The following is a 22,485-nucleotide window of genomic DNA, read 5'->3' on the forward strand; positions in this document are numbered from 1 at the left end:
CTTTCATGACAAAAGTTCGGTAGCACATGGCCATTCCCGTCATGCCTGTGTGACGTGTTCGAGGGGGCCTTTCAGGTCGTTTGGAGCCGGGGCGCGAAGCCGGGAGTGAGGCGATGGGGACTATGGAACGTTATTCGAAAGTGGGCATGCAGGAGCTTGACCAGCGGCTGTCGAAGATCGTCGAGGCGGCGCGCAAGCAGCCGGTCTCGGTGTATCGCTACGGCGCGCCGTGGGTCTGGATCGTTTCCCAGGATGACTGGCAGGGCGCGCTCAAGGAAGTGTCCAGCTACATTCCCCAGGGCCATTCCCTGGTGCTGTTGCGGCCACAGATCGATGACTTGCTGGCCGAACACCGCGACGTGCTGCAAGGCCTCAACGCCGAGGCCGGCATGCTGATCGCGCCGCAGACCGCGATGCACATCCTGCTGTTGCAACTGCTCTATTCGGTGCCCAGCGAGCAGCAACTCTACGAACAACTCAATTACAACCTGCTGTTCCGCTGGTTCGTCGGCCTGGACCTGAACCAGAAGGTCTGGAGCTTCAACGTCTTGAGCAAGGACCTGGCCACGCTGCTGGGCGATGCGCGGGCGGTGAGGCTCATCCAGAAAATCATCGGTGAAGTGTTCTGTGGCGCCTTGCTGCAAATGCCGGAGTTCTCCTTGAACTTCGCGCTGCTGCACACCTGGCTGGCACGGCACGCCTCGACATCGACCGCAAGCAATTGAGCCGTATTTTGAATTCAGGGGGTGGTGTGGAGCATTTTTTCAAATCGCGGCCGGCGCTGTGGGGCTGGCTGTTGTTGGCGGTCGGGGGGCCGTCGGCATTCGCCGCAGAAGGAGGGCCGGAGGCCGAAGCGGCGCCGGCTCGCCTGGTGGACGTCAACGAGTACTTCGTGCGCGGCAACACCGTGCTCGATGCCCGGGCGATCGAGGAAGCGGTGTACCCGTTTCTTGGTCCGCAAAAGACCTTGAGCGACATCGAAGGCGCCCGCGAAGCGCTGCAAAAGGTTTATCAGGCCCGCGGCTACCAATCGGTGTTCGTCGAACTGCCCGAGCAGAAAGTCGAAGACGGCATCGTCTACCTGCAAGTCAGCGAGACCAAGATCGGCCGCGTGCGGGTCGTCGGTGCCAAGCATTATTCGCCGGTGGAAATCCGCGAGGACGTGCCGGCGCTGAAGGAAGGCGAGGTGCCGGACTTTGCCCAGGTCCAGACCGAACTGGCGAAATTAAACAAGACCCCAGGGCGCCAGGTGATGCCGCTGGTGCGTGAAGGCCAGCGGGCCGGCACCATGGACGTCGACTTGCAAGTCGAGGACCAGGACCCGTGGCAAGCCAGCCTGGGCCTGAACAACGATTACAGCGCCGACACCGAGAAGCTGCGCACCGTCGCCAGTCTGGGCTATAACAACCTCTGGCAACTGGGCCACAGCGTCTCGCTGACGTTCTTCACCGCGCCCCAGGACACCGACAACGCCAAGGTCTGGTCGGGTTCCTACACCGCGCCGCTGAGCGAGCGCTGGAGCGTGCAGTTCTCCGGTTACCAGTCCGACAGTAACGTGGCGACCGTCGGCGGTAGCAACGTGTTGGGCAAAGGTCATTCCTACGGCGTGTCGGCGATCTACAGCCTGCCGTCCAGCGGGGCATGGGCCAACAGCTTCTCGGTCGGGGTGGATTTCAAGGACTTCGACGAAGAACTCAACCTCGGCGGCGCCAGCGACAAGGCACCGCTCAAGTACGCACCGTTCACCTTCGCCTACAACGGTTTCCGCTACACCCAAGCCAGCCAGTTGGGCCTCGGGCTGAGCCTGGTGGCGGGCACCCGCAGCTTGCTCGGCTACGGCAGTACCGATGAAGAGTTCGACTACAAGCGCTATCGCGCCAGCCCCAGTTTCGCGGTGCTCAAGGGCGACGGCAATTACACCTTCACCTTCGGCAACGATTGGCAGACCGCCTCCAAGGCAGCCTTCCAACTGGCGTCCGGGCCGCTGGTTTCTAACGAGCAATTCTCCGCCGGTGGCGCGACATCGGTGCGCGGCTACCTAGCCGCCGAGCGCACCGGTGACGACGGCTACCTCTTGTCCCAAGAGCTGCGCACGCCGTCCCTCGCCAAGTTCCTCGGCAGCTATGTCCAGGAATGGCGTTTCTACGCTTTTGCCGAAGGCGCGCAGTTGTACCTGCGCGACGAACTGCCCGACCAGGATCCCGACTACAGCCTCGCCAGCGTTGGCCTCGGTACCCGCGCAAGCCTGAGCAAATGGCTGTCGGGCAGCCTCGACTGGGGCTTCCCGCTGCTCGACGGGCCGAACACCACGAAACAGGAATCGCGCGTGCACTTCAACCTGCAAGCGACGTTTTGAACCCAGGAGTCATGTCCATGCAACGCTTATTGATACCGCTGTTGATTTGCCTGGGGCTGCTGCTTCCGGCCACCGCCAACGCCTGGTGGCAGGACGATTGGCACTACCGCAAACAGATCTCCGTAGACACCACGCCCCAAGGCGCGGCGATCGCCCAGGCGTTGGGCCGCACCGCGCTGCTGGTGCGCCTGCACACCGGCAACTTCACCTTCGACGGCGTCAAGGAAGATGGCTCGGACCTGCGCTTCGTCAGCGCCGACGACAAGACCGTGTTCAATCATCAGATCGAGAGCTTCGATCCACTGATGGGCATGGCGCTGATCTGGGTCGATGTGCCTAACGTCGAGGGCGGCCAGCGCCAGGACCTGTGGATGTATTACGGCAACCAGAAAGCCCCGGCCACGGCCAGCGGCCAGTTGACCTTCGACCCGGATTACACCGCGCTGTACCACTTCGACACTGCCACCGGCGTGCCGTCCAGGGACACCACGGCCTATGGCAACAATGCCCAGGGCGCGGTCGGCGTGAGCATCGACGGCGTGATCGGGCGGGCGTTGCAATTCAATGGTCAACCGCTGCTGTTGCCCGCCAGCCCTTCATTGCAACACGTCGCCGGGGCTGCGTTTACCTTCAGCAGCTGGCTGCGCCAGGATGACGCCAGTGGCGAGCAAATCATCCTGAGCCGTCGCGACGAAGCTGCCAGCCTGTTGGTTGGCGTCAACCAGGGCGTGCCGTTCGTAGCAATCAATGACCAGCGCGCGGTCTCGACCCAACCGCTGAACCCCGGCCAATGGCAACACCTGGCCTTGACCGCCTCGGGCGACCGGGTCGTGCTGTACGTCAACGGTCGGGAAACCGCGAGCCTCGCCGTGGCGATGCCGGCGCTCAATTCGCCGATTGCCCTGGGCGCTGATGTCTCCGCAGGTACCTTCGCGCCATTCAGCGGGGCCATCGACGAGGCGCGCATCTCCAAGGTCGCGCGACCGGCACCGCTGCTGTTGGCCGACGCGAATGCCCAGGGCGCCGAATCGAAACTGGTGGCCTACGGCGTCGATGAAGAGCAGTCCGGCTTCGGTTTCGGCAGCCTCGGTTTCCTCCTCAACGCAGTGCCGCTGGACGCCTGGGTGATCATCGCCGTGCTGGTGCTGATGATGTTCCAGTCGTGGGTGATCATGATTCGCAAGAATCGCATGGTCAGTCGTCTCAGTGCCGCCAACGAAGCCTTCCGCGAGCAGTTCGCCCGGGTTGGCACGCGCCTGGAAATGTTCGCCGACGATAAGGAACTGGCCCAGCGCCTGCAGCATTCGTCCCTGTGGCGGCTGTACCTGGTGGCGGTCAAGGAAATCCGCACCCGCCGCGAGCAGGGCGCCGACACCTCGTCGGTCTCGGCAGCCACGATTGAGGCGATCCGCTGCTCCATGGACGGCGTGCGCACCCGCGAAAACCAGGCCCTGAGTTCGAAACTTTCTACCCTGTCCAACGCCATCGCCGGTGGCCCGTACATTGGCCTGCTCGGCACGGTGTTGGGGATCATGGTGGTGTTCCTCGGCACCGCGATGGCCGGTGACGTGAACATCAACGCCATTGCCCCGGGCATGGCCGCCGCCTTGCTTGCCACCGCCATGGGCCTGTTCGTCGCGATCCCGGCGCTGTTTGGCTACAACCGCCTGATTACCCGCAACAAGGAAGTCAGCGCCGACATGCGGGTGTTCGTCGACGAGTTCATCACGCGCCTGGCGGAGATGCACGGCGAAGGCCAGTCCGGTGAAGCGGCCCATCGCCGTGACCATCACGTCCAATCGTCCGTACCGGCCTGAGGAGCATCGTCATGGCTAGCGTAAATGCGTCACACGATGACGACGATGATGCAGCGGTCGACAGCATCAACATCACGCCGCTGGTGGATGTGCTCATGGTGGTGCTGGTGATGTTCATCCTCACGGCCACGGCCCAAGTGTCGGGCATCCAGATCAACCTGCCCAAGGCCAGCGCCTCGGTGTCGCTGTCGGAGGCCAAGACCAAGGCGATCTCGGTGAATGACGGCGGGCAGGTGTTCCTCGATGCCTACCCGGTGACCCTGGCCGAGCTGGAGGAGCGCCTGCGCATCGAGAAGGCCCAGAACCCGGACTTTCCGGTGATCGTGCGCGGCGACGCCACGGTGCAATACCAGAAGGTCATCGAAGTGCTGGACCTGCTGCGGCGCCTGGAACTGTCCCAGGTCGGTCTGGTGACCGGCAAACCGAGCCAGGGCTGATCATGACCGCCAGACTTCCCATCAATCCGCCCCCCGTGAAGCGCTCGCCGCTGCGCCTGCTCAAATGGGCCGCCGGCCTTTTGCTGGCGGGCCTGGCTGCCTGGCTGTTGTGGCAGTGGGCCAACGACATGAGCGGCGTGCGTCGCGAAGCGCCGAAGGTGCCGACCATCATCCCGCTGCCGCCACCACCACCGCCGCCCCCGGAAAAACCCAAGGAGCCGGAACCCAAGGTCGAGGAGAAAGTCGTCGAGCCCGAACCGACCCCGGAGCCCGAAGAGGTCAAGCCCGAGGAAGAAGCGCCGCCGTCCCCGGTGGATGACTTGGCCAATCCCATGCAAATGGACGGCGATGCCCAGGCCGGCAACGACGCTTTCAACATTGGCGCGGGCAAGGGCGGCGGCATGGCCGGGGCAGGGGGCGGGCGCCTCGGCAATGGCACCTACAGTCAGTTCCTGGCCTTCACGTTCCAGCGTTTGCTGCGGGAAAACCCCGACTTGCGCAGCCTGGCGTTTTCGCTGCAGGCCGACGTCTGGCTCAGCGCGGTGGGGGAGATCACCCGTGTCGAGCTGGTCAAGTCCAGCGGCAACCCGCAGGTGGATCAGCAAGTGATCGCCGCCCTGCGTGCCGCGCCGCATTTGAGTGAACGGCCTCCGGCTTCCCTGACTTTGCCCGTGCGCCTGTCCTTGCAAGGACGGCGTCCGGGTTAACCCGAATTTTTGAAAGTTTGCCAACAGGAGTTGTGTGCAGATGATTGCCAATGTGAATCGATTGTCGTGGGCGGTCGGCCTGGTTGTGTTGAGCCTGGCCGGGCACGCGTCGGCAGCCCCGGCGCCTTCGGAAAACGCCACGATCAATCTGATCCGCCTGCTGGTGCAGCAGGGCGTGCTGAAGCAGGACCAGGCCGATGGCCTGATTGCCCAGGCCGAACGCGAAGCGGTGCAGGCCCGCCAGGCCGCCACGGCTGTTGCCGCCGCCCCCACCGGTGCGCCGGGTGACGTGCGGGTGCAGTACGTGCCGAATATCGTGCGCGAGCAGATCCGCGATCAGGTCAAGGCCGAAGTCATGGCCACCGCCAAAAAGGAAAACTGGGCCCAACCCAACACCTTCCCGGACTGGGTCTCGCGCATCAGCTTCGATGGCGACATTCGCCTGCGGGATGAGTCGCGCTATTACTCGGGCACCAACAGCAACCAGATCGTCGACTTTGCCCGGCTCAACGATCGCGGCCCCTACGACGTCAACCCCAACAGCAGTTCCAGCTTGCCGCCGTTGCTCAACACCCGTGAAGACCGGGAAAACCTGTTTCGCCTGCGGGCGCGCCTGGGCATGAAGGCGGTGATCGCGCCGCAATGGACGGCCGGCATCCGCATCGGCACCGGCTCGGACAACAACCCGGTGTCCACCACCCAGACCCTCGGCGGCGGATTCGGCAAAAAGGACATCTGGCTCGACCAGGGTTACCTGACCTGGAAACCGTCGGACGAGTTGACCCTGACCGGCGGCCGTATCGCGAACCCGTTCTACACCACCGACTTGCTGTATTCCGGAGACCTGAATTTCGACGGCGTGGCGGCGATTTTCAATCGCAAGCTCAATCAGGATTTCGGCCTGTTCGGCACCGTCGGCGCGTTCCCGGTGGAGTACACCAACGACACCAGCACCAGCAACGGCACCGATAAGGAGGAGAGTGACAACAAGTGGCTGTACGGTGCGCAACTGGGCGCCAATTGGGCGATCAACGACAGCAACCGCGTCAAGGGCGCGCTGGCCTACTACCGCTTTGACGACATCGAGGGCAAGCGCTCCTCGCCGTGCGAACCCTGGTCGGGCGATCCGGGCTGCGACAGCGATGGTTCGCGCGTGGCGTTCATGCAGAAGGGCAACACGGTGTTCCAACTGCGGGATATCACGCCCAACCCGCTCAACCCGGCTACCACGCCGCAACCGCAATACGTCGGCCTGGCCTCGGAGTTCAACCTGCTGGACCTGAATCTGGCATGGGACACCGACCTGCCGGAAGACCTGAAGCTGCGCAGCCAGGCTCATTACGTGCACAACCTTGGCTACGACGAAGGCGAGATGCGCAAGCGCTCGGCCGGGCAGTTCGCCAACAACCTCGATGAGAACGGCGAGATCGAAAGCGGCGCCAATGCCTGGATGCTTCAGTTCACCCTCGGCAACTCGCTGGAACTCAAGCGCCAGGGCGACTGGAATATGTTTGCCGGCTACAAGTACATCCAGCCGGATGCCTTGCCGGACGGCTTCAACGATTCCTCGTTCCACCTGGGCGGCACCAACGCCAAGGGTTATTTCCTGGGCGGCAACTACGGCCTGGCGAGCAATGTCTTTGCCACCGGTCGTTGGCTGAGTTCCGAAGCGGTGTACGGCGCGCCGTACGACATCGATGTCTTGCAGCTCGAAATCAACACGCGCTTCTAAGCGCCCGGAGGCCTCATGAAAAGGCGAGTCATCAACCCTTGTCCGGCCGCGTTGCTGCTGGGCCTGCTGCTCAGTCCGTTATTGAGCGGCAGTGCCCATGGCGAGGGACTGGAAGAACGCTTGCGGGCGCAGCTGCGCAGCACTACGGCGCAATTGCAGGCCTTGCAAAGCGAACAGGCCCAGGCCAGCGCCGCCCGCCAGGCAGCGGAAAGCCGTGCCAAGGACGCCGAGGCGCAGGTCAAGCGCCTGACCGCCGAACTGGGCAAGGCCCAAGGTGTGGTCGAGCAATTGGCCGGGCGCCAGGAAAGCCTGCAAAACCAGGCACAGGCCCAGGTCGCGGCCAGCCACGAGCAGATCGGCAAGTTCAAGAAGGCCTACGACGAACTGCTGGTGTTGGCCCGAGGCAAGGAAACCGAACGGGCCCGTCTCGAAGCTCAATTGAATGAGCGTGACACACAAGTGCAGCAATGCTCGGTCAAGAATCAGCAGATGTACCAAGTCGCCAAGGAACTGCTGCATGCCTACGAAACCATCGACATGACCGACGTCATGAAAATCCGCCAGCCGTTCGCCGGCAAGGTCCGGGTTCGCTTCGAAGAACTGGCCCAGGGCTTTGGCGACGAACTCTACAAGAATCGTTTCGATGCGCCTCAGGCCTCGATCACTCATTGATAACGCAAGGAAGAACCGACCATGACTTCATTGATCGAACACGTCACGTCACAGTCCCTCACCGAGGTGTTGCAAGCCGCCGGTTATCGGGTCAACGAAACCGAGCAGAACGGTATCGTGCAGTTGCTCAGCGCCAGCCAGGGCATCGGCTTTGCGGTGCGTTTCGGCAATCCGACGCCGATACCGGGCCAATACCTGGACTTCACCTTCAGTTGCGCCTTGCGTGTGCAAGGTGAATTGCCGGCCGGCCTGGCCGAGTTGTGGAACGCCTCGCGACGCTTTGCCCGGTTGTCTGTGCAGGGTGAGTTCCTGGTGATGGAAATGGACGTGGTGGTAGCGGCTGGCGTCAGCGCCGATCATCTGCGCAGTCATCTGGAATTGTGGGACCGTCTGCTTCAGGAATTCATCGTCTACCTGCGGGAATTCAGCCAGAACGCGGCCCGTCTGAACACAGCCGACGCGCCCGCCGAAGCCACGCAGGAGGAGGCCGCCGTATTGTGAAAAAACCAACCTTTGTTATCAGCGCCGCCGCGCTGGGCCTGCTGGCCGTGGCCGTGTTCCTCGGCCTGCGTCCCGGCAACGATCCTGTCGCGGCGGTGCAGACAGCCACCCTGCCGAAGGCCGATTCGCCGAGCCTGGCGCGGTTGGGCAGCCAGCAGGTCAGCCCTGAAGAGTTGAAAGACTTGCTGGCAACCCTCGCCCCCGAAGTACGCCAGCAAATGCGTGGCAACCGGGCCGCGCTGGAAGGCTGGATTCGCGCACGGCTGGCGGAAAAAGCCGTGCTGGAACAGGCCGATGCCCAGGGCTGGCGCCAACGCCCGGAGGTGGAGCGCCAGACCCGGGCCGCCACTGAGCAGATTGTCTTCCGGGACTATTTGCAATCGGTCAGCCAGGTCCCGGCGGGGTATCCCAGTGAAGAGGAGCTCAAACAAGCCTATGAGGCCGGGAAAGCCAACTGGGTTACGCCTGCGTTGTACCGGGTAAGCCAGATTTTCCTTGCGGCGACCGAACCACAGACTGTCGAGGCGGTGCGCCGCCAGGCGGCTGAACTGAGCAAAAAGGCCCAAGCCGCACCGGCTGACTTCGCGGCCCTGGCCAGCCGGTTTTCCCAGGATCGCGCCAGTGCCGAGCGCGGTGGCGACAGCGGTTTGCAGCCGTTGCAGCAACTGGTGCCGACAGTGCGTGAAGCAGTGGCGCGACTCAAGGTCGGCGCGGTATCGGAGCCGGTGCAGAGCGCGGCGGGATTTCATGTGATCAAGCTCACCGAGCAGCAACCATCCCGGGAAGCGACCCTGGACGAAGTGCGCGACCGCTTGACCCAGGCGTTGCGCGCCCAACGCCAGGAGCAGATTGCCAAGGCCTACCTGGATGGGATGCTCGACACCGCAACCTTGAGCATCGATGGCGCGCAGTTGAGCAAGGTGCTGGAGGAGGTTCGGTAGTCACCCGCACGGTTTGTGTGGCGAGGGAGCTTGTTCCCTCGCCACGGGATTGGTTTTCAAAAAACACAAATGACAGGGAGTCACCCCATGAGCTTCATAGAGCCCGCAGGACGCCAGGCTGAAACTGAATATCGCCCCCCCTCGCGCGTCCCCGAATCCTGGCTGGTATTGGCCGCCAGCATCGAACCCCAGGTAGCGCAGTGTTTCCTGGTCAGCGCCCGTTGTGGCTGTTTCATGCAGGCGGCCCGCAGCCTGAACGTCAAGGCGACCTGGTTGCGCAAACAATTGGCCCAATTGGAAGCACGCCTGCAACGATCGCTGTTCAACTTCCAAGGCAACGCCCTGGCCCTCAGCCGCGAAGGCCGGCAGTTGCAGGCGCGACTGCTCGCCCTGGCCGAAGAAGACCCGCCACCACTGGCCGAACAACCGCTGGTCCGCCTCGCAGTGGCCGAGTCGATCCTGCACGACATTCTCGGTCGCGACCTGATCGCGCTGCTGCGCCGTAACGCCAGGGTGCGGCTGCACATCGTCACCCTGGACAGCGACCTTGCGTTGCACGCCGTCAGCGCCGATGTCGTGCTGTGGCTCAGTGATTCGCAAGATGCGCCGCCTGGGCCGAGCTTTGCGATCCAGGCGCCGGAGCGACTGGCACGGCTGGACTATCTGCCCCATATCGCCAAGCGCTACTCACGCCCGGCCGCGCGTCCCGGGCAACTGGCCGAACTGGACGATTACATGCTCGTGCAATGGCAGCCTGACCGCCATGTAGACAGCTTTGCGCCTTGGAACACCCTCGTCGAGGAACGCCGTGCCGGGGTGGCGCAAGTGCAGTCTTATGGGCTGATGCTCGAAATGATCCGCTGCTGTGCCTGTATCGGCCTCTTGCCGCATTACATGGCCCGTTTCGACCGTGGCCTGGTCGCCTTGCCGGGCTTGTTCGGCCAGCCGATGCAGCGCCACCTGTGGATGGCGGTAGGCACCGAGGCCCGGCACACGCCGCAGGTGCAGATGCTCGTCGAGTTGATACGCCATACGCTGGATGAACGCAGGGAGTGGTTCCAGGCGCTGAAACCGTGATTTTCAGGCGGGCCCACAAACCACTGCTTCAGTCGAAGACCTGATCGCCGCAATGGATGATCTGCGGTTCCTGTACCCAACCCAAACCGGTTGCTCGCTCGACTGGCCCCGAAGCGCGGGCAGATATCGAGCGGTAAGTGCCCAATGTGCAGCCATGGTAACGGCGGCCCCGACCGATGCCCTATACTGGCGGCCCATTTCATTTAAGGAAAAGTGACTGTGATCATCGGTATCGACCTGGGCACCACGAACAGCCTTGTGGCTGCTTGGGATGGCGAACAAGCCAGGCTGCTTCCCAACGCCTTGGGCAATTTTCTCACCCCCAGTGTCGTTGGCCTTGACGATCACGGCCAGTTGGTTGTTGGCGATATTGCACGCGAACGCCTGCATACCCACCCGCACCTCACCGCCTCGCTGTTCAAGCGCTACATGGGCAGCGCCCGCGAAACACGGTTGGGCGCGAGCGCCTATCGCGCAGAAGAACTCTCGGCAATGTTGCTGCGCAGTCTCAAGGCCGATGCCGAGCGAGCGTTGGGCGAGCCCGTGCACGAAGCGGTTATCAGCGTGCCGGCCTATTTCAGTGATGCCCAACGCAAAGCCACCCGTATAGCGGGTGAGCTGGCCGGTCTTAAAATCGAGAAACTGGTCAACGAGCCCACCGCCGCAGCCTTGGCCTATGGCCTGCAGGAGCGAGGCGAAACGACGTTCCTGGTGTTCGATCTCGGCGGTGGCACCTTTGATGTGTCCATCCTGGAACTGTTCGACGGGGTCATGGAAGTGCGCGCCAGCGCAGGGGACAACTTCCTGGGTGGTGAAGATTTCGATGACCGGCTGGTGGAGCACTTCATTACCCGGATCGGTGCCGCAGACCTTCCCGACACGACTCATCCCGCCATGGCGCAACGGTTGCGGTGTGAGGCACAGCGTGTTCGGCATGCCCTGGGGCAAGCGCAGGTTGCACGCTTCGTCCTTCGTGAACAAACGCGCGAGTGGGCGCTGGAGTTGACCCAGAACGACTTGGCGCAAATCGTCCAACCCTTGCTGGACCGCCTGCGCGCCCCCATCGAGCGCGCTTTGCGTGACGCTCGCATCAAGGTCGCGGACCTGGACGAAATATTGCTGGTGGGCGGTACCACTCGCATGCCGCTGGTACGCAAGTTGGTCGCGACGCTGTTTGGGCGAATCCCGGCCATGCAGCTCAACCCGGACGAGGTCGTTGCGCAGGGAGCCGCCATCCAGGCGGCGCTGCAGGCTCGCCATGCTTCCCTCGAAGAAGTGGTGCTGACCGATGTGTGCCCTTATACGCTGGGGATCGAGACGGCGGTGCAGCTGGGCGCCGATTACCAAAGCGGCCATTATTTGCCAATCATCGAGCGCAACACCGTCGTGCCGGTCAGTCGTTCCCGTGATGTCTCCACCCTCAGCGATAACCAGAAAGTGGTGAGGCTGGGTATCTATCAAGGGGAAAGCCGGCTGGTGGCCAACAACATCTTCCTGGGTGAGCTGGAGATTCCTGTACCGCCGCGCAAGGCCGGCGAGGTCACGCTGGAAGTACGCTTCACCTACGACAACAATGGCTTGCTCGAAGCGCAGGTGCATTTGCCGATCAATGGCGAAACCCGCCGACTGGTCATCGAGAACAACCCAGGGGTGCTGGATCCCGACGAAATCGTCCGGCGGCTTGCCGCGCTCGACGCGCTGAAAGTGCATCCGCGCGACCAACAGATCAACACGCTGCTGCTCGCCCGGTTGGACCGCCTGTATCAGGAGTGCCTCGGCGATGCCCGGGAATACATAGCCACACTGGCGAACGGTTTCCAGCAGGTGCTCGATACCCAGGACGAACGCCGGATCCGCGACGCCCGTGGCGATATCACCCAGCGCCTCGCCCATTTCGAGCAAGAGGGATAAGCCACCATGAGTCATTGGCAAGCGCTGGGCCTCACCCCGGACGCAGACGAGCGCGGCATCAAGCGCGCCTACGCGCGACTGCTCAAGATCCATCGCCCAGACGAAAATCCCGCCGAGTTCCAGCGTCTTCGTGAAGCTTATGAAGCTTCGCTGGCAGAAGCCCGCTGGCGCGCACAGGCAGACGATCACGTCGTATACGCGCCGTCAGCCATCGTCACGCCATCCGTCATGACCTTTCAGCGTGACGAAAGCCCAACGCCGGCCGGTTCCGTGGACCATCTTGATATTGCGACTTCCCTGCGGCCTCCGGAACCTTCCCTGGAGCAGATTCGGCAATGGCTGGTTGAAGGCCAGGACCGTCAGGTCATGAACGCGCTACGTGTCTGGCTGGCAAGCGAATGGTTGTTGCCGTTCGAGCGCCGCCAGCAATTTGAGCACAACGTCCTTGACTGGCTCGAATCTGCACAAGGATGGTCACCTGCCTTTTTCGAGGGTGTGTGCGAGCTGATGGGCTGGGATGAAGCCCAGGGAAAGCTGCCTTGTGAATACTGGCGCTGGAGCCCTCTGGTCCGGCGGTGCGAGGTACACGCGCTGGCGGAAACTGTACGCCGCGATCTGGCCAGGTTTGAGGAAGGTAAGGTCCATGGACTCGCTGCCGCCATGCTGTTTTTGCCCATGACCGACCGACGTCGCCGTGAAATGGCCGACAGTTTGAGCGACCTCGACTGGCAGCGCTTCTCGGAACTCGCCCAAACCATCGAGTACCAATACCCCGAAGTAGCCCAGGACCTGGGGCTGCAACCGCTCAGTAACTGGCGGGACTGGCTGCCGCCTGCTGGCTACCCGGGCGTCTACCTTTTTCTCTGGCTGGCGCTGTCTGGAGTACTTATCGCTTCATTGCTCGCGGGGCCGATCGAGAAAGTCAGCCTGGTCTCCACGATACTCATGCCGTTGTTCATGCTGTTCGTCAGCTGGATCGGCAGCAAGGCGTATGGCGTCTGGTCGATGGTAGCGGTGGCGGTCGGGGCCTTGGACGTGTTGCTCAGTCGAAGTTTGATCCCGCGTCGCTGGTATCGGGAGGGCGCCGGACTCCTCCTGCTTCGCCATGTGCTTCCCAGCGCAGTCCCGGCCGCATTTGCGTGTATCTGGTCCTATGACGTCCTCTGGCTGCGATGGGTCAGCCCGATCCTGGTGTTCCTGGGGACGATTTACTTTATGAACGACGCGCTCAGCGGCAGCAGGATCTCCTGGTGGGGGCGAGCACTTCGAGCGCTGAAATCGGGGGTAGGGCGGTTGCCTTGGCACCGGCTCAGGAGCCAGGGGCTCCTGGCTGTGATTGCAGTCGCTGTGATGGCTGTCATCGTCTATGTCCGCATGAAGGTCGTCGTCTAGCCTGCGATGGCGATGGCGATGGCGGGTCAGGCACCCGGATCAGTTCCCGCTGGTTTTTTCCAACGGCTGAGTGCCGAACCGCTCGTGACGGGCCCGGTTGTCCGAGGCCTGGGAAATCGCGTTGCACAAGGCCCGTACGACGGGAACGTAGCTCAATTGGCTGGGCTGGCAAGCCTGGAGCGCATCCGTCGGGTTGATCAGGTGTACCGCGATGTGCCCGGGCAGCCACGAGACGAGTGGCCAACGGGGCCGCAGGGCGATTGTCGGGCACAGGTCGGTCGCCGTCGCACCAAATTCAGAAGAGGCGACGAATGCGACCCCCATCAGGCACGCGCCTTCAAGCTGGGCGCGTGTGCGGCCCGGGTTTTCTACAGCGCCCAAGTCTGCGACGAACACCGTGTCATGGACGATCAAGCGACCCTCGTCACTCAACTCGACATCCAGTACCGCGGCCATGCAAATGTGCGCATCGTAATGTGCAGCAATGCCCCGTGTCCGACGATAGCCTGGGGCCTTGCCCCATTGGCTTTTCCTGGTCGCTTCGGTGATGACGCCGCGCATCCGCTGGGTATCGAAGCCTGGGGGGGGGCCAACGGATGACGCCGAATCAAGCAAGGAAAGCAGGAAGTCAGGTTGATCAAGCGCGCTCCGACGGGCCTGTGTGGCCATCAAACGCTGATCGGCGCACAGGCGAAGCAACAAGTCTTTGCGATCCAGCACGCCGTCGGGTGTCAACGGCCATGTGAAGTGGTCAAGTGCACTGTGGTGCCCGTCAGGTTGGTTCATTTGCGTTTCTCCTTGCGGTTGATGGCAAGAGGTCCGTTTAGGCGTGTTGCCCCCGTCATATGCTGCCAGAAGCGACCACGGCGTTACTTTAAGCCCGAGGAACTGACGCCAGGGTGACCAACCGCTGACAAGAACATGTCAGGCAGGAGCCGGCGCGATGGCCTGGGTGTCCGATCGGATATATAAATAGAACCGGGCCACACTGGCCTGCCTCTCCGGGAGGCATTACCCACATCGTTGAGGGAGCGCGCGAATGGAAGGGCAGACAACTATCCAGGCAACGTTGGCCGTCGGGGCGCAACTGGAGCGTCTTCGTGACGCTCTGGAGTCTGAGAAGCTACCAGCAGCCGATATCGAGCTGCCGGGTCGAACTTTTTTCGAGTTCGCGTTGAGCGGGAATATCGTCGGTTGGGGAGGATTTGAAACATATGGGGCTGACGGATTGCTTCGATCGTTAGTCGTAGAACGAGCCTACAGATCGAAAGGAGTCGGGACATCCCTGCTCAATCTACTTGAACTGAAAGCTGCGGAGCTGGGCATCATTCGGTTGCATTTGCTCACGACGAGCGCTTCGAGTTTTTTCGAACAGATGGGTTATGAAAATCTCCCGCGGGGCGCTGCGCCTGCCCTCATTTCGCTGACCGAGCAGTTCAAGGGGCTCTGTCCTGGCTCCGCGTACTACATGAGCAAGGCTTTACGCTGAAAGTGTTGGGCCGATTTACCGCTCAGGAAAATCCTTGGCCCAATGCTCGATGCGAAACCGCTCGGCTCACCTCAATAAACCTGGGGCACAATGATCTCCGGCGGCGTCGGACTGCGGAAATAGTCTTCTTGCCTGACGCGTTCCGGCAGTTCGATCGTCGGCAGCTCGACTTCTTCGTACGGCATCTGCCCGAGCAGGTGATGGATGCAGTTGAGCCTGGCCTTCTTCTTATCGTCAGCCTGGACCACCCACCAGGGCGCTTCGGCGATGTGGGTGCGCTCGAGCATGATCTCCTTGGCCTTTGTGTAGGCTTCCCAGCGGCGACGGGACTCCAGGTCCATGGGGCTGAGTTTCCACTGTTTCAGCGGATCGTGAATGCGGCTGAGAAAACGCAGGTGTTGTTCCTGGTCGGAGATCGAGAACCAATATTTGATCAACTGGATACCGGAGCGGGCGAGCATGCGCTCGAACTCGGGCACGGTGCGGAAGAACTCTTCGTACTGATCGTCGTTGCAAAAGCCCATGACCTGTTCGACGCCGGCGCGGTTGTACCAACTGCGGTCGAACAGCACGATCTCGCCTGCGGCAGGCAGGTGTGAGACGTAGCGCTGGAAATACCACTGGGTGCGTTCGCGGTCGTTGGGCGCGGGCAGGGCGGCGACCCGGCAGACCCGAGGGTTGAGGCGTTGGGTAATGCGCTTGATCACGCCGCCTTTACCCGCTGCATCGCGGCCTTCGAACAGGATCACCACTTTGTGGCCGGTCTTGACTACCCAGCTTTGCAGCTTCACCAGTTCCCCTTGCAGGCGGAACAGTTCGCTGAAGTAGGTTCTCCGCGCGTCACGTTCGCTCCCCGCGGGCGCATGCGCATCGAACAGAGCATCCAGATCGTGCCCGTCTTCGGCCAATTCCAGCTCCAGCTCTTCGTCGCTGTGATCGAGCAGTTCACGGTGGATGCGCTGTATCAAGGGGGCTTGGGTCGTGAACATGGGAGGCGCTCGCGTCTGGGAGGATGGGCGAAGTGTTAGTCGCGATTCATGACGAAGCCATTACACCGACGGAGGCCATCGACAAAAAAGCGCGCCAGTCGGTCATTTGCCATTCGATCTTCATAAAAACGTAACAACTCTGTTGCAGAGTTCCTCAGCCCGTCATCACAAGGAGTTTCTTTTAATGAAAAGTTTGATGAAGTCTGCTGCGCTCGCCGTTACGGTTTCCCTGTGTGCCAGCTCGGCATCCTTCGCTGCGGAGAGCGTCCGCCTGACGGGCTCTGGCGCGAGCTTTCCCGCGCCGATCTACCTGACCTGGTTCAAGGATTTCAGCAAGAAGTCCGAGGGTGTCACGGTGGACTACCAATCCAAGGGCAGTGGCGCCGGGGTCCAGGATTTCCTGAACAAAACCGTCGATTTCGCCGCCAGCGACTCGGCCATGAAAGACGAAGACATCGCCAAGGTCGCCGAAGGCGTGCAGTTGCTGCCGATGACTGCGGGTGAGATCGTCCTGGCCTATAACCTGCCGGGCAATCCGAAGGGCTTGAAGCTGCCTCGGGACGTTTACTCGAACATTTTCCTGGGCAAGATCACCCGCTGGAACGACCCGAAGATCGTGGCCGCCAACCCGGACCTGAAATTGTCCGATACGCCAATCACTGTCGTCGTGCGTGCGGACTCCAGCGGTACCACCGCGGTGTTCACCAAGCATCTGGCGACCATCAACCCCGAGTTCAAGCAGGCGCTGGGCGAGGGCAACACTGTCAACTGGCCGGCCAGCGACAAGTTCATCAAGTCGCCGAAAAACGATGGTGTGACGGCTACCGTACGCCAGACGCCGGGCGCGATTGGCTACATCGAATACGGGTTTGCCAAGCTCGCCAAGGTTGACTTTGCCCAGTTGCAGAACAAGGCCGGCCAATACGTCGTACCTAACGCTGAAAGCGGCGCCGAAGCCCTAGCAGCGGTGAAGATGCCGGAAAGCCTGGTGTCGTGGTTGCCTGATCCGGACGGTGCCAAGTCCTACCCGATCACGTCCTACACCTGGATGATCTTCCGCAAGGACAACGGCAATCCGGCCAAGGCCAAGGCCATGCGTGAAATGGTCGAATACAGCCTGACCGAGGGCCAGAAGATCGCCGACTCGATGGGTTACATCCCACTGCCGGCATCGGTCGTCGACCAGGTTCGCAAAGCGTCCGCCAACATCCAGTGATGCATGAGGCCTCTCCCGGTGTGCGCTATCCGCCATGCCGGGAGGGTTTTCCCCTTGTTCGGACCTAGCCAATGAACAAACCTTTTGTTGTACCGGTTAATCCGGACTCTGCCTGCCAACCACCTTCGGCGAAGGACTTCCTGGTTGATCGCACCTTCCGTGCGGTTGCACGCATAGGGGTGGTTCTGATCCTGGCGCTAGTATTCGCGCTGGTGTTCGAGGTGGGGCGCAAGGCGCTTCCGGGCATGGAAAAGCATGGCACTGATGTGCTTTTCGGCACCGTCTGGGACGTTAACCAAGGTAAATACGGCATCCTGCCGGCCATTTGGGGCACGCTCTACAGTGCCTTGATCGCGTTGCTTATCGCAGGCTTCTTCGGCGTCAGCATGGCGATTTTCCTGACCCAGGACTTCCTGCCTCCCAAGCTTGCCGCCATTTTTCGCACCATCGTCGAACTGCTCGCGGCCATCCCCAGCGTTGTCTATGGCCTGTGGGGGATCTACGTGGTGATCCCGGCGATCCGGCCGCTGACGACCTGGCTGAACAGCGAGTTGGGCTGGATCCCGTTCTTCGGCACATCCTTGAGCGGGCCGGGGCTGCTCCCTGCGGCGCTGGTGCTGGCCATCATGATCTTGCCGACCATTGCCGCCGTTTCCCAGGATGCGCTCACGGCCGTACCGATGAAAACCAAACAGGCCGCCTATGGCATGGGCACGACCCACTGGGAAGCGATTCTCAAGGTGATGGTGCCTTCCGCCGCGACGGGTATTTTCGGCTCCCTGGTCCTTGGCTTGGGCCGCGCCCTGGGTGAAACGATGGCGCTGGCCATGCTGGTGGGCAACGCCAACACGCTTTCGCTCTCGCTGTTCGCACCGGCCAACACGCTTGCCGCCTTGCTGGCGCTGAACTTCCCCGAGGCCGGGCCGAACGAGATCGAGGTGTTGATGTATGCCGCGCTGGTGCTGATGTTCATCACGCTGCTGGTGAACATCATCGGTTCGATGATCATGATGTACGCCCAACGGGGTAACAAGTAATGACTGATCTGACTGCTGCAACAGACTTGACGGCTCCAGCGGGCGCGATGCCCAGCCTGCAGCGCAGGTTCGAGGGCCGGGCCCTGCGCAGCCTTATCTTGACCACCCTGGTCTGGGCTGGGGCATTGCTGGCCAGCGTGCCGCTGATTTCCGTGCTCTATATGCTGATCACCCGCGGTGGCGCTCGCCTGAACCTGGAAGTCTTCACCGAACTGCCGCCGACCGGCTTCGAGATGGGTGGCGGCTTCGGCAACGCGATGGCAGGTACCTTCGTGATGGTGGGGATCGCGGCGGCCATCGCTGTGCCCGTCGGCATCATGGCGGCGATCTTCCTGGCCGAGCTTGGGCCGGACAGCAAACTGGCGAACGCCGCGCGCTTTGCGGCCAAGATGCTCACTGGCTTGCCGTCGATTCTGGCGGGTGTCTTTGCCTACGCCCTGGTGGTCATGACCACCGGTACCTATTCGGCACCGGCGGGAGGCGTGGCGCTGGCGGTGTTGATGCTGCCTATCGTCGTGCTGACGGCGGAAGAGTCGATGCGGATGGTGCCCAAGATCATGAAGGACGCCGCCTATGGCATGGGCTGCACCCGCTCCCAGGTGATCTGGAAAATCATCTTGCCGACCGGCATGCCGGCGATCCTCACCGGCGTGATGCTGGCCGTGGCACGCGCCGCGGGCGAGACCGCGCCATTGCTGTTTACTGCGCTGTTCAGCAACTACTGGATCTACCACCAGGGCAACCTGGAGGTAATGAACCCGACTGCATCGCTTGCAGTGCTGATCTACAACTTCTCCGGCATGCCGTTCGACAACCAACTCGAGCTCGCATGGGCGGCCTCGTTGGTGCTGGTGATGATCGTGCTGGTCGTGAACATCATCAGCCGTATTTTCGGCAAGCCCAAGTATTAAGAACGGGAGCATCTGATCTTGAACGTATCCACTGCGCAAATAGCCGCTCCGTTTGTCACCCAGGCGCCTGTAGTCATGGACTGCAAACTGGACAAGATTTTCTACGGCAACTTCATGGCGGTACGTGACAGCCACGTACCGATCGAGAAAAACAAGATCACCGGCTTCATCGGTCCTTCCGGCTGCGGCAAGAGTACCGTGCTGCGCAGCCTCAACCGGATGAACGATCTGGTGAAGGGCTTCCGCTTCGAGGGCCACGTGCATTTCCTTGGACAGGACGTCTATGGAAAGGGCGTGGATCCGGTGGTGGTGCGCCGTTATATCGGCATGGTGTTCCAACAGCCGAACCCGTTCTCGATGAGCATCTTCGACAACGTCGCGTTTGGCCTGCGCCTCAATCGCTACAAGGGCGACATAGGCGACCGGGTCAAGCACGCGCTGCAAGGCGCGGCGTTGTGGGACGAGGTCAAGGACAAACTCAAGGTCAGCGGCCTGTCGCTCTCCGGTGGCCAGCAACAACGGCTGTGCATTGCCCGCGCCATCGCCACCGAGCCGGAAGTCCTGCTGCTGGATGAGCCGTGCTCGGCACTCGATCCGATCGCGACCCGGCGGGTCGAGGAACTGATGGTCGAGTTGAAAAAGGACTACACCATCGCGCTGGTGACCCACAACATGCAGCAAGCCATCCGTGTCGCTGACACCACGGCGTTCTTCTCGGTGGATATTTCCCAGGGCACGCGCACCGGTTATCTGGTGGAAATGGGCCCGACGACGCAGATTTTCGATAACCCCCGTGAACAGATGACCGGCGATTACATCAGCGGCAAGTTCAGCTAAGCGACACCTCCGGTCAAGGCCGCATCCCTGCAGAAGCCAAATGGATTTGGCGGGCATCCGGTAGACATTTACCAAGCGTTTCCAAGGAGCACCAATGCCTGCTACGCATCGCCTTGATTTGCCCGCCATTGAACGAGCACTGCGCGAAGTGCAAGAGCGCTTCGCCGCGCTGAGCCGGCACTTCACCGAGCCGCGCGACCCGCTGACGGACGAAGTGCTGCAAAATGTGCTTGAAGGCTATGCGCTGATTGACGACTATGTTGCCCGCGGCGTCGACCTGTTCGATCTCCAGCAACTGAACCTGATGCTCGAGATCAACGCCACGGTGCTCTGTGGCCGGGACCCGGCACGTCGGTTGGAATACACGCAGCACCTGGCCGCGACCGAGGCGCATTTCTTCAACAACGTTGAGGGAGGCATCAAGGACTTGTACAACTGGTATTGCGCGTATCGCAGTGAGTCCGTCTGGAAGCGTGCGGCCGGCGTCTATGTGCGGATCCTCAGCAAGCCGCAGTTGTTCATCGAGGGCAACAACCGCAGTGGGTCGCTGATCGTCAGCTACCTGCTCATGCGCGCGGGGCTTCCTCCTTTTGTGTTGTCACTGGAAAACGCCGAGGGCTATTTCAACCCGTCCTCGGTCATACGCAACTCTGCCAAGCATGGCGTCAAGGCACTGTACGAATTGCCCAAGATCAAGAAGAAATACGCAGCTTTCCTGGAAGAACAGGCACCGGACCCGATGAAGTTTTTCCTCAAGGGCAAGTCGTTGCCCCTCACCCAAGGCGGTCACTGATGAACAGGGATCTGGCGTTAGCCAGGCGCAAATCCTTCGGCAACCGGGTAGGGCAGGCCATCCGCGGCGCCCACCCGATGCGGCTGCTCAAGCGCCAGCGTATACGCATTTCGTTTGATATCGATGACACGCTCGCTTGCCAACTCCACCACTGCGACGTCGAGCCAAGCCGGCTGCCGGCCTGTGTTCACCGCTGGCTGGGGGAGCCGTTGCGCATGGGTACGCGTTCGCTGATCCGCAACCTGCGTCGCCAGGGTTGCAGCATCTGGGTCTACACATCGTCCGGCCGCACGCCGTCCTACATCAGGCGGTGGTTGCTGTTGTACGGCATCCGCGTCGACGGTGTCGTCAATAGCGTGTTGCACAACCGTGCGTTGACGGTGCATGGGATGTCCGACTCACCCTCGAAGTATCCGCCAGCGTTTGATATCGACTTGCACGTCGATGATTCCGAGGGCGTGCAGATTGAAGGGAATGACCACGGGTTCCGCGTTGTGGTGGTGCACCCGGAGGATGAGGCCTGGGCGCAAAAGGTCCTGGATGCGGTAGCCAGGGTCCAGGCGCAGCTTGATTGGCAGCAGAGACCGGTCCAGCGGGCTTCGTTGGGCCGGGTTACGCCTGTCTAACTAGTTCGGCTACTGGCATCTATTCTGTTTTATCGAACCTAACCTTCGAAATTACCCGTCTATTTAGATAAGCGATACGCAGGCAGAATTCTCCTCATCAACTTTCCCGAGGTGAAATATGAAAGCGATTCGCGTAGCGCAATACGGTCAGCCAGAAGGCTTGGTGTTCGAGGACATCCCATCGCCGGTTCCCGGCAAAAATGAAGTGTTGATCGAAGTCGCAGGCAGCGGCGTCAACCCCGTCGACTGGAAGGTGCTTTCGGGTGCGATGAAAGCTTTTATCCCGCTCCAGTTGCCCTACACACCAGGCGTAGAAGTGGCAGGGCGCGTGGCGGCGGTGGGAGAGGGTGTCACCGCGTTCTCGGTCGGCGAAGAGGTGTTCGGTTTCATCAATATCGTGGGTGGTTATGCAACCGAGGCCGTGGCCAGCGTGGATCGTCTGGCGCGTCGGCCGAGCCGGTTGCCGGCGTTGGAGGCCGCTGGGGTTTCGGCGGTGGCACTGACCGCCTGGCAGGCGTTGCACGAACACGGGCAAATCAAGGCGGGCCAGCGCGTGCTGATTCACGGCGCGGCGGGTGGGGTGGGCAGCCTCGCGGTGCAACTGGCGAGGATTGCCGGTGCGACGGTCATCGCTACGGCTTCGGCGGGCAATCATGATTATCTGCGTGGGCTGGGCGCCTCTGAAGTGGTCGACTACAACCAGGTGCGGTTCGAGAACGTTGTCGAACCGGTCGATGTGGTGCTCGATCTGATTGGTGGCGACACCCAGACGCGCTCGTGGTCAGTACTTAAACCGGGCGGCGTGCTGGTTTCTCCGGTGAGCCCACCCGACGTCACGAAAGCCCAAGCGGTAGCAACTACCGGCAAACATTTCGCGACGCGCTCCGATGGTGCGCAGTTGGAGCAGATCGCGGCGCTGTTCGAGTCCGGCGATTTGGTCATTGAGGTGGACGTGTTGCCGTTGTCCCAGGCTGAAGAGGCGCTGCGCAGAAGCTTGTCGGGACACACCCGGGGCAAGCTGGTGCTCGATGCCAGTCGGTAATG

The 22,485-nt window shown here is 61.8% G+C and carries 22 protein-coding genes; 20 read left to right on the forward strand and 2 right to left on the reverse strand.

The features are described from left to right. The first annotated feature begins 122 nt into the window (after positions 1-122). The 12 genes from J3P79_RS13150 to J3P79_RS13205 all read left to right on the forward strand — a co-directional run bounded on the left by J3P79_RS13150 (position 123) and on the right by J3P79_RS13205 (position 13,543). Positions 123-725 carry a transposase gene (locus J3P79_RS13150; protein WP_434611456.1) on the forward strand — a complete coding sequence of 201 codons (603 nt, stop codon included), beginning with the start codon at positions 123-125 and terminating at the stop codon, positions 723-725. A 26-nt stretch (positions 726-751) separates the two neighbouring features. Continuing rightward, positions 752-2,356, forward strand: a complete 1,605-nt coding sequence (locus tag J3P79_RS13155) for a ShlB/FhaC/HecB family hemolysin secretion/activation protein (protein WP_434611215.1) — start codon at positions 752-754, stop codon at positions 2,354-2,356. Between the two features lie 17 nt (positions 2,357-2,373). Further along, positions 2,374-4,173 carry a DUF2341 domain-containing protein gene (locus tag J3P79_RS13160; RefSeq protein WP_434611217.1) on the forward strand — a complete coding sequence of 600 codons (1,800 nt, stop codon included), beginning with the start codon at positions 2,374-2,376 and terminating at the stop codon, positions 4,171-4,173. Positions 4,174-4,184: 11 nt separating this feature from the next. After that, positions 4,185-4,610 (forward strand): ExbD/TolR family protein, encoded by a 426-nt coding sequence (locus J3P79_RS13165; RefSeq protein WP_053150914.1) that lies wholly within the window; start codon positions 4,185-4,187, stop codon positions 4,608-4,610. 2 nt (positions 4,611-4,612) lie between these two features. After that, the gene (locus J3P79_RS13170) at positions 4,613-5,317 is read left to right on the forward strand and encodes a TonB family protein (protein ID WP_434611219.1); all 705 of its coding nucleotides are present in this window, start codon (positions 4,613-4,615) and stop codon (positions 5,315-5,317) included. Between the two features lie 40 nt (positions 5,318-5,357). Beyond that, positions 5,358-7,049, forward strand: a complete 1,692-nt coding sequence (locus J3P79_RS13175; RefSeq protein WP_434611221.1) for a putative porin — start codon at positions 5,358-5,360, stop codon at positions 7,047-7,049. 15 nt (positions 7,050-7,064) lie between these two features. Next, positions 7,065-7,721 (forward strand): DNA repair protein, encoded by a 657-nt coding sequence (locus tag J3P79_RS13180; RefSeq protein WP_434611222.1) that lies wholly within the window; start codon positions 7,065-7,067, stop codon positions 7,719-7,721. A gap of 21 nt (positions 7,722-7,742) precedes the next feature. Next, on the forward strand, positions 7,743-8,222 hold the full coding sequence (locus J3P79_RS13185) for a YbjN domain-containing protein (RefSeq protein ID WP_434611224.1): 480 nt from the start codon (positions 7,743-7,745) through the stop codon (positions 8,220-8,222). Continuing rightward, positions 8,219-9,163, forward strand: a complete 945-nt coding sequence (locus J3P79_RS13190) for a peptidylprolyl isomerase (RefSeq protein WP_434611226.1) — start codon at positions 8,219-8,221, stop codon at positions 9,161-9,163. Before J3P79_RS13185 ends, J3P79_RS13190 begins: the two co-directional genes overlap by 4 nt. Positions 9,164-9,250: 87 nt before the next feature. Then, on the forward strand, positions 9,251-10,240 hold the full coding sequence (locus J3P79_RS13195; RefSeq protein ID WP_434611228.1) for a LysR family transcriptional regulator: 990 nt from the start codon (positions 9,251-9,253) through the stop codon (positions 10,238-10,240). A 219-nt stretch (positions 10,241-10,459) separates the two neighbouring features. Further along, positions 10,460-12,151: an Hsp70 family protein gene (locus J3P79_RS13200; protein WP_434611458.1), complete on the forward strand. Its 1,692-nt coding sequence runs from the start codon at positions 10,460-10,462 to the stop codon at positions 12,149-12,151. Positions 12,152-12,157: 6 nt separating this feature from the next. Continuing rightward, on the forward strand, positions 12,158-13,543 hold the full coding sequence (locus tag J3P79_RS13205) for a J domain-containing protein (protein WP_434611230.1): 1,386 nt from the start codon (positions 12,158-12,160) through the stop codon (positions 13,541-13,543). A gap of 39 nt (positions 13,544-13,582) precedes the next feature. On the opposite strand, the gene J3P79_RS13210 is transcribed toward J3P79_RS13205, so the two are convergent. After that, positions 13,583-14,329, reverse strand: a complete 747-nt coding sequence (locus tag J3P79_RS13210) for a hypothetical protein (RefSeq protein ID WP_434611232.1) — start codon at positions 14,327-14,329, stop codon at positions 13,583-13,585. Positions 14,330-14,582: 253 nt separating this feature from the next. On the opposite strand from J3P79_RS13210, the gene arsN2 reads away from it, so the two are divergent. Beyond that, positions 14,583-15,032, forward strand: coding sequence for an arsenic resistance N-acetyltransferase ArsN2 (arsN2, locus tag J3P79_RS13215; protein WP_434611235.1), 450 nt, complete (start codon positions 14,583-14,585; stop codon positions 15,030-15,032). Positions 15,033-15,103: 71 nt separating this feature from the next. Here the strand turns inward: arsN2 and ppk2 are convergent, their stop codons facing one another. Further along, on the reverse strand, positions 15,104-16,021 hold the full coding sequence (gene ppk2, locus J3P79_RS13220; RefSeq protein WP_434611237.1) for a polyphosphate kinase 2: 918 nt from the start codon (positions 16,019-16,021) through the stop codon (positions 15,104-15,106). A gap of 184 nt (positions 16,022-16,205) precedes the next feature. Between ppk2 and pstS the strand changes: the two genes are divergently transcribed. The 7 genes from pstS (at position 16,206) to J3P79_RS13255 (ending at position 22,483) form a co-directional block, all read left to right on the forward strand. Beyond that, entirely contained in the window at positions 16,206-17,237 is a 1,032-nt protein-coding gene (gene pstS, locus J3P79_RS13225) for a phosphate ABC transporter substrate-binding protein PstS (protein ID WP_434611239.1), read from the forward strand. A 71-nt stretch (positions 17,238-17,308) separates the two neighbouring features. Next, entirely contained in the window at positions 17,309-18,274 is a 966-nt protein-coding gene (pstC, locus tag J3P79_RS13230) for a phosphate ABC transporter permease subunit PstC (RefSeq protein WP_434611241.1), read from the forward strand. Beyond that, on the forward strand, positions 18,274-19,185 hold the full coding sequence (pstA, locus tag J3P79_RS13235) for a phosphate ABC transporter permease PstA (RefSeq protein ID WP_039588462.1): 912 nt from the start codon (positions 18,274-18,276) through the stop codon (positions 19,183-19,185). Before pstC ends, pstA begins: the two co-directional genes overlap by 1 nt. A gap of 75 nt (positions 19,186-19,260) precedes the next feature. Further along, complete coding sequence (gene pstB, locus J3P79_RS13240) at positions 19,261-20,022, forward strand: phosphate ABC transporter ATP-binding protein PstB (protein ID WP_025214260.1); 762 nt, start codon at positions 19,261-19,263, stop codon at positions 20,020-20,022. 94 nt (positions 20,023-20,116) lie between these two features. After that, positions 20,117-20,815, forward strand: coding sequence for a hypothetical protein (locus J3P79_RS13245; RefSeq protein WP_434611244.1), 699 nt, complete (start codon positions 20,117-20,119; stop codon positions 20,813-20,815). A 77-nt stretch (positions 20,816-20,892) separates the two neighbouring features. After that, complete coding sequence (locus J3P79_RS13250; protein WP_434611461.1) at positions 20,893-21,441, forward strand: hypothetical protein; 549 nt, start codon at positions 20,893-20,895, stop codon at positions 21,439-21,441. A gap of 118 nt (positions 21,442-21,559) precedes the next feature. Further along, the gene (locus tag J3P79_RS13255) at positions 21,560-22,483 is read left to right on the forward strand and encodes an NADP-dependent oxidoreductase (protein WP_434611245.1); all 924 of its coding nucleotides are present in this window, start codon (positions 21,560-21,562) and stop codon (positions 22,481-22,483) included. Positions 22,484-22,485 lie beyond the last annotated feature (2 nt).

Origin of the sequence: Pseudomonas sp. R1-7 (assembly GCF_051132105.1) — a bacterium.
Lineage (GTDB): Bacteria > Pseudomonadota > Gammaproteobacteria > Pseudomonadales > Pseudomonadaceae > Aquipseudomonas.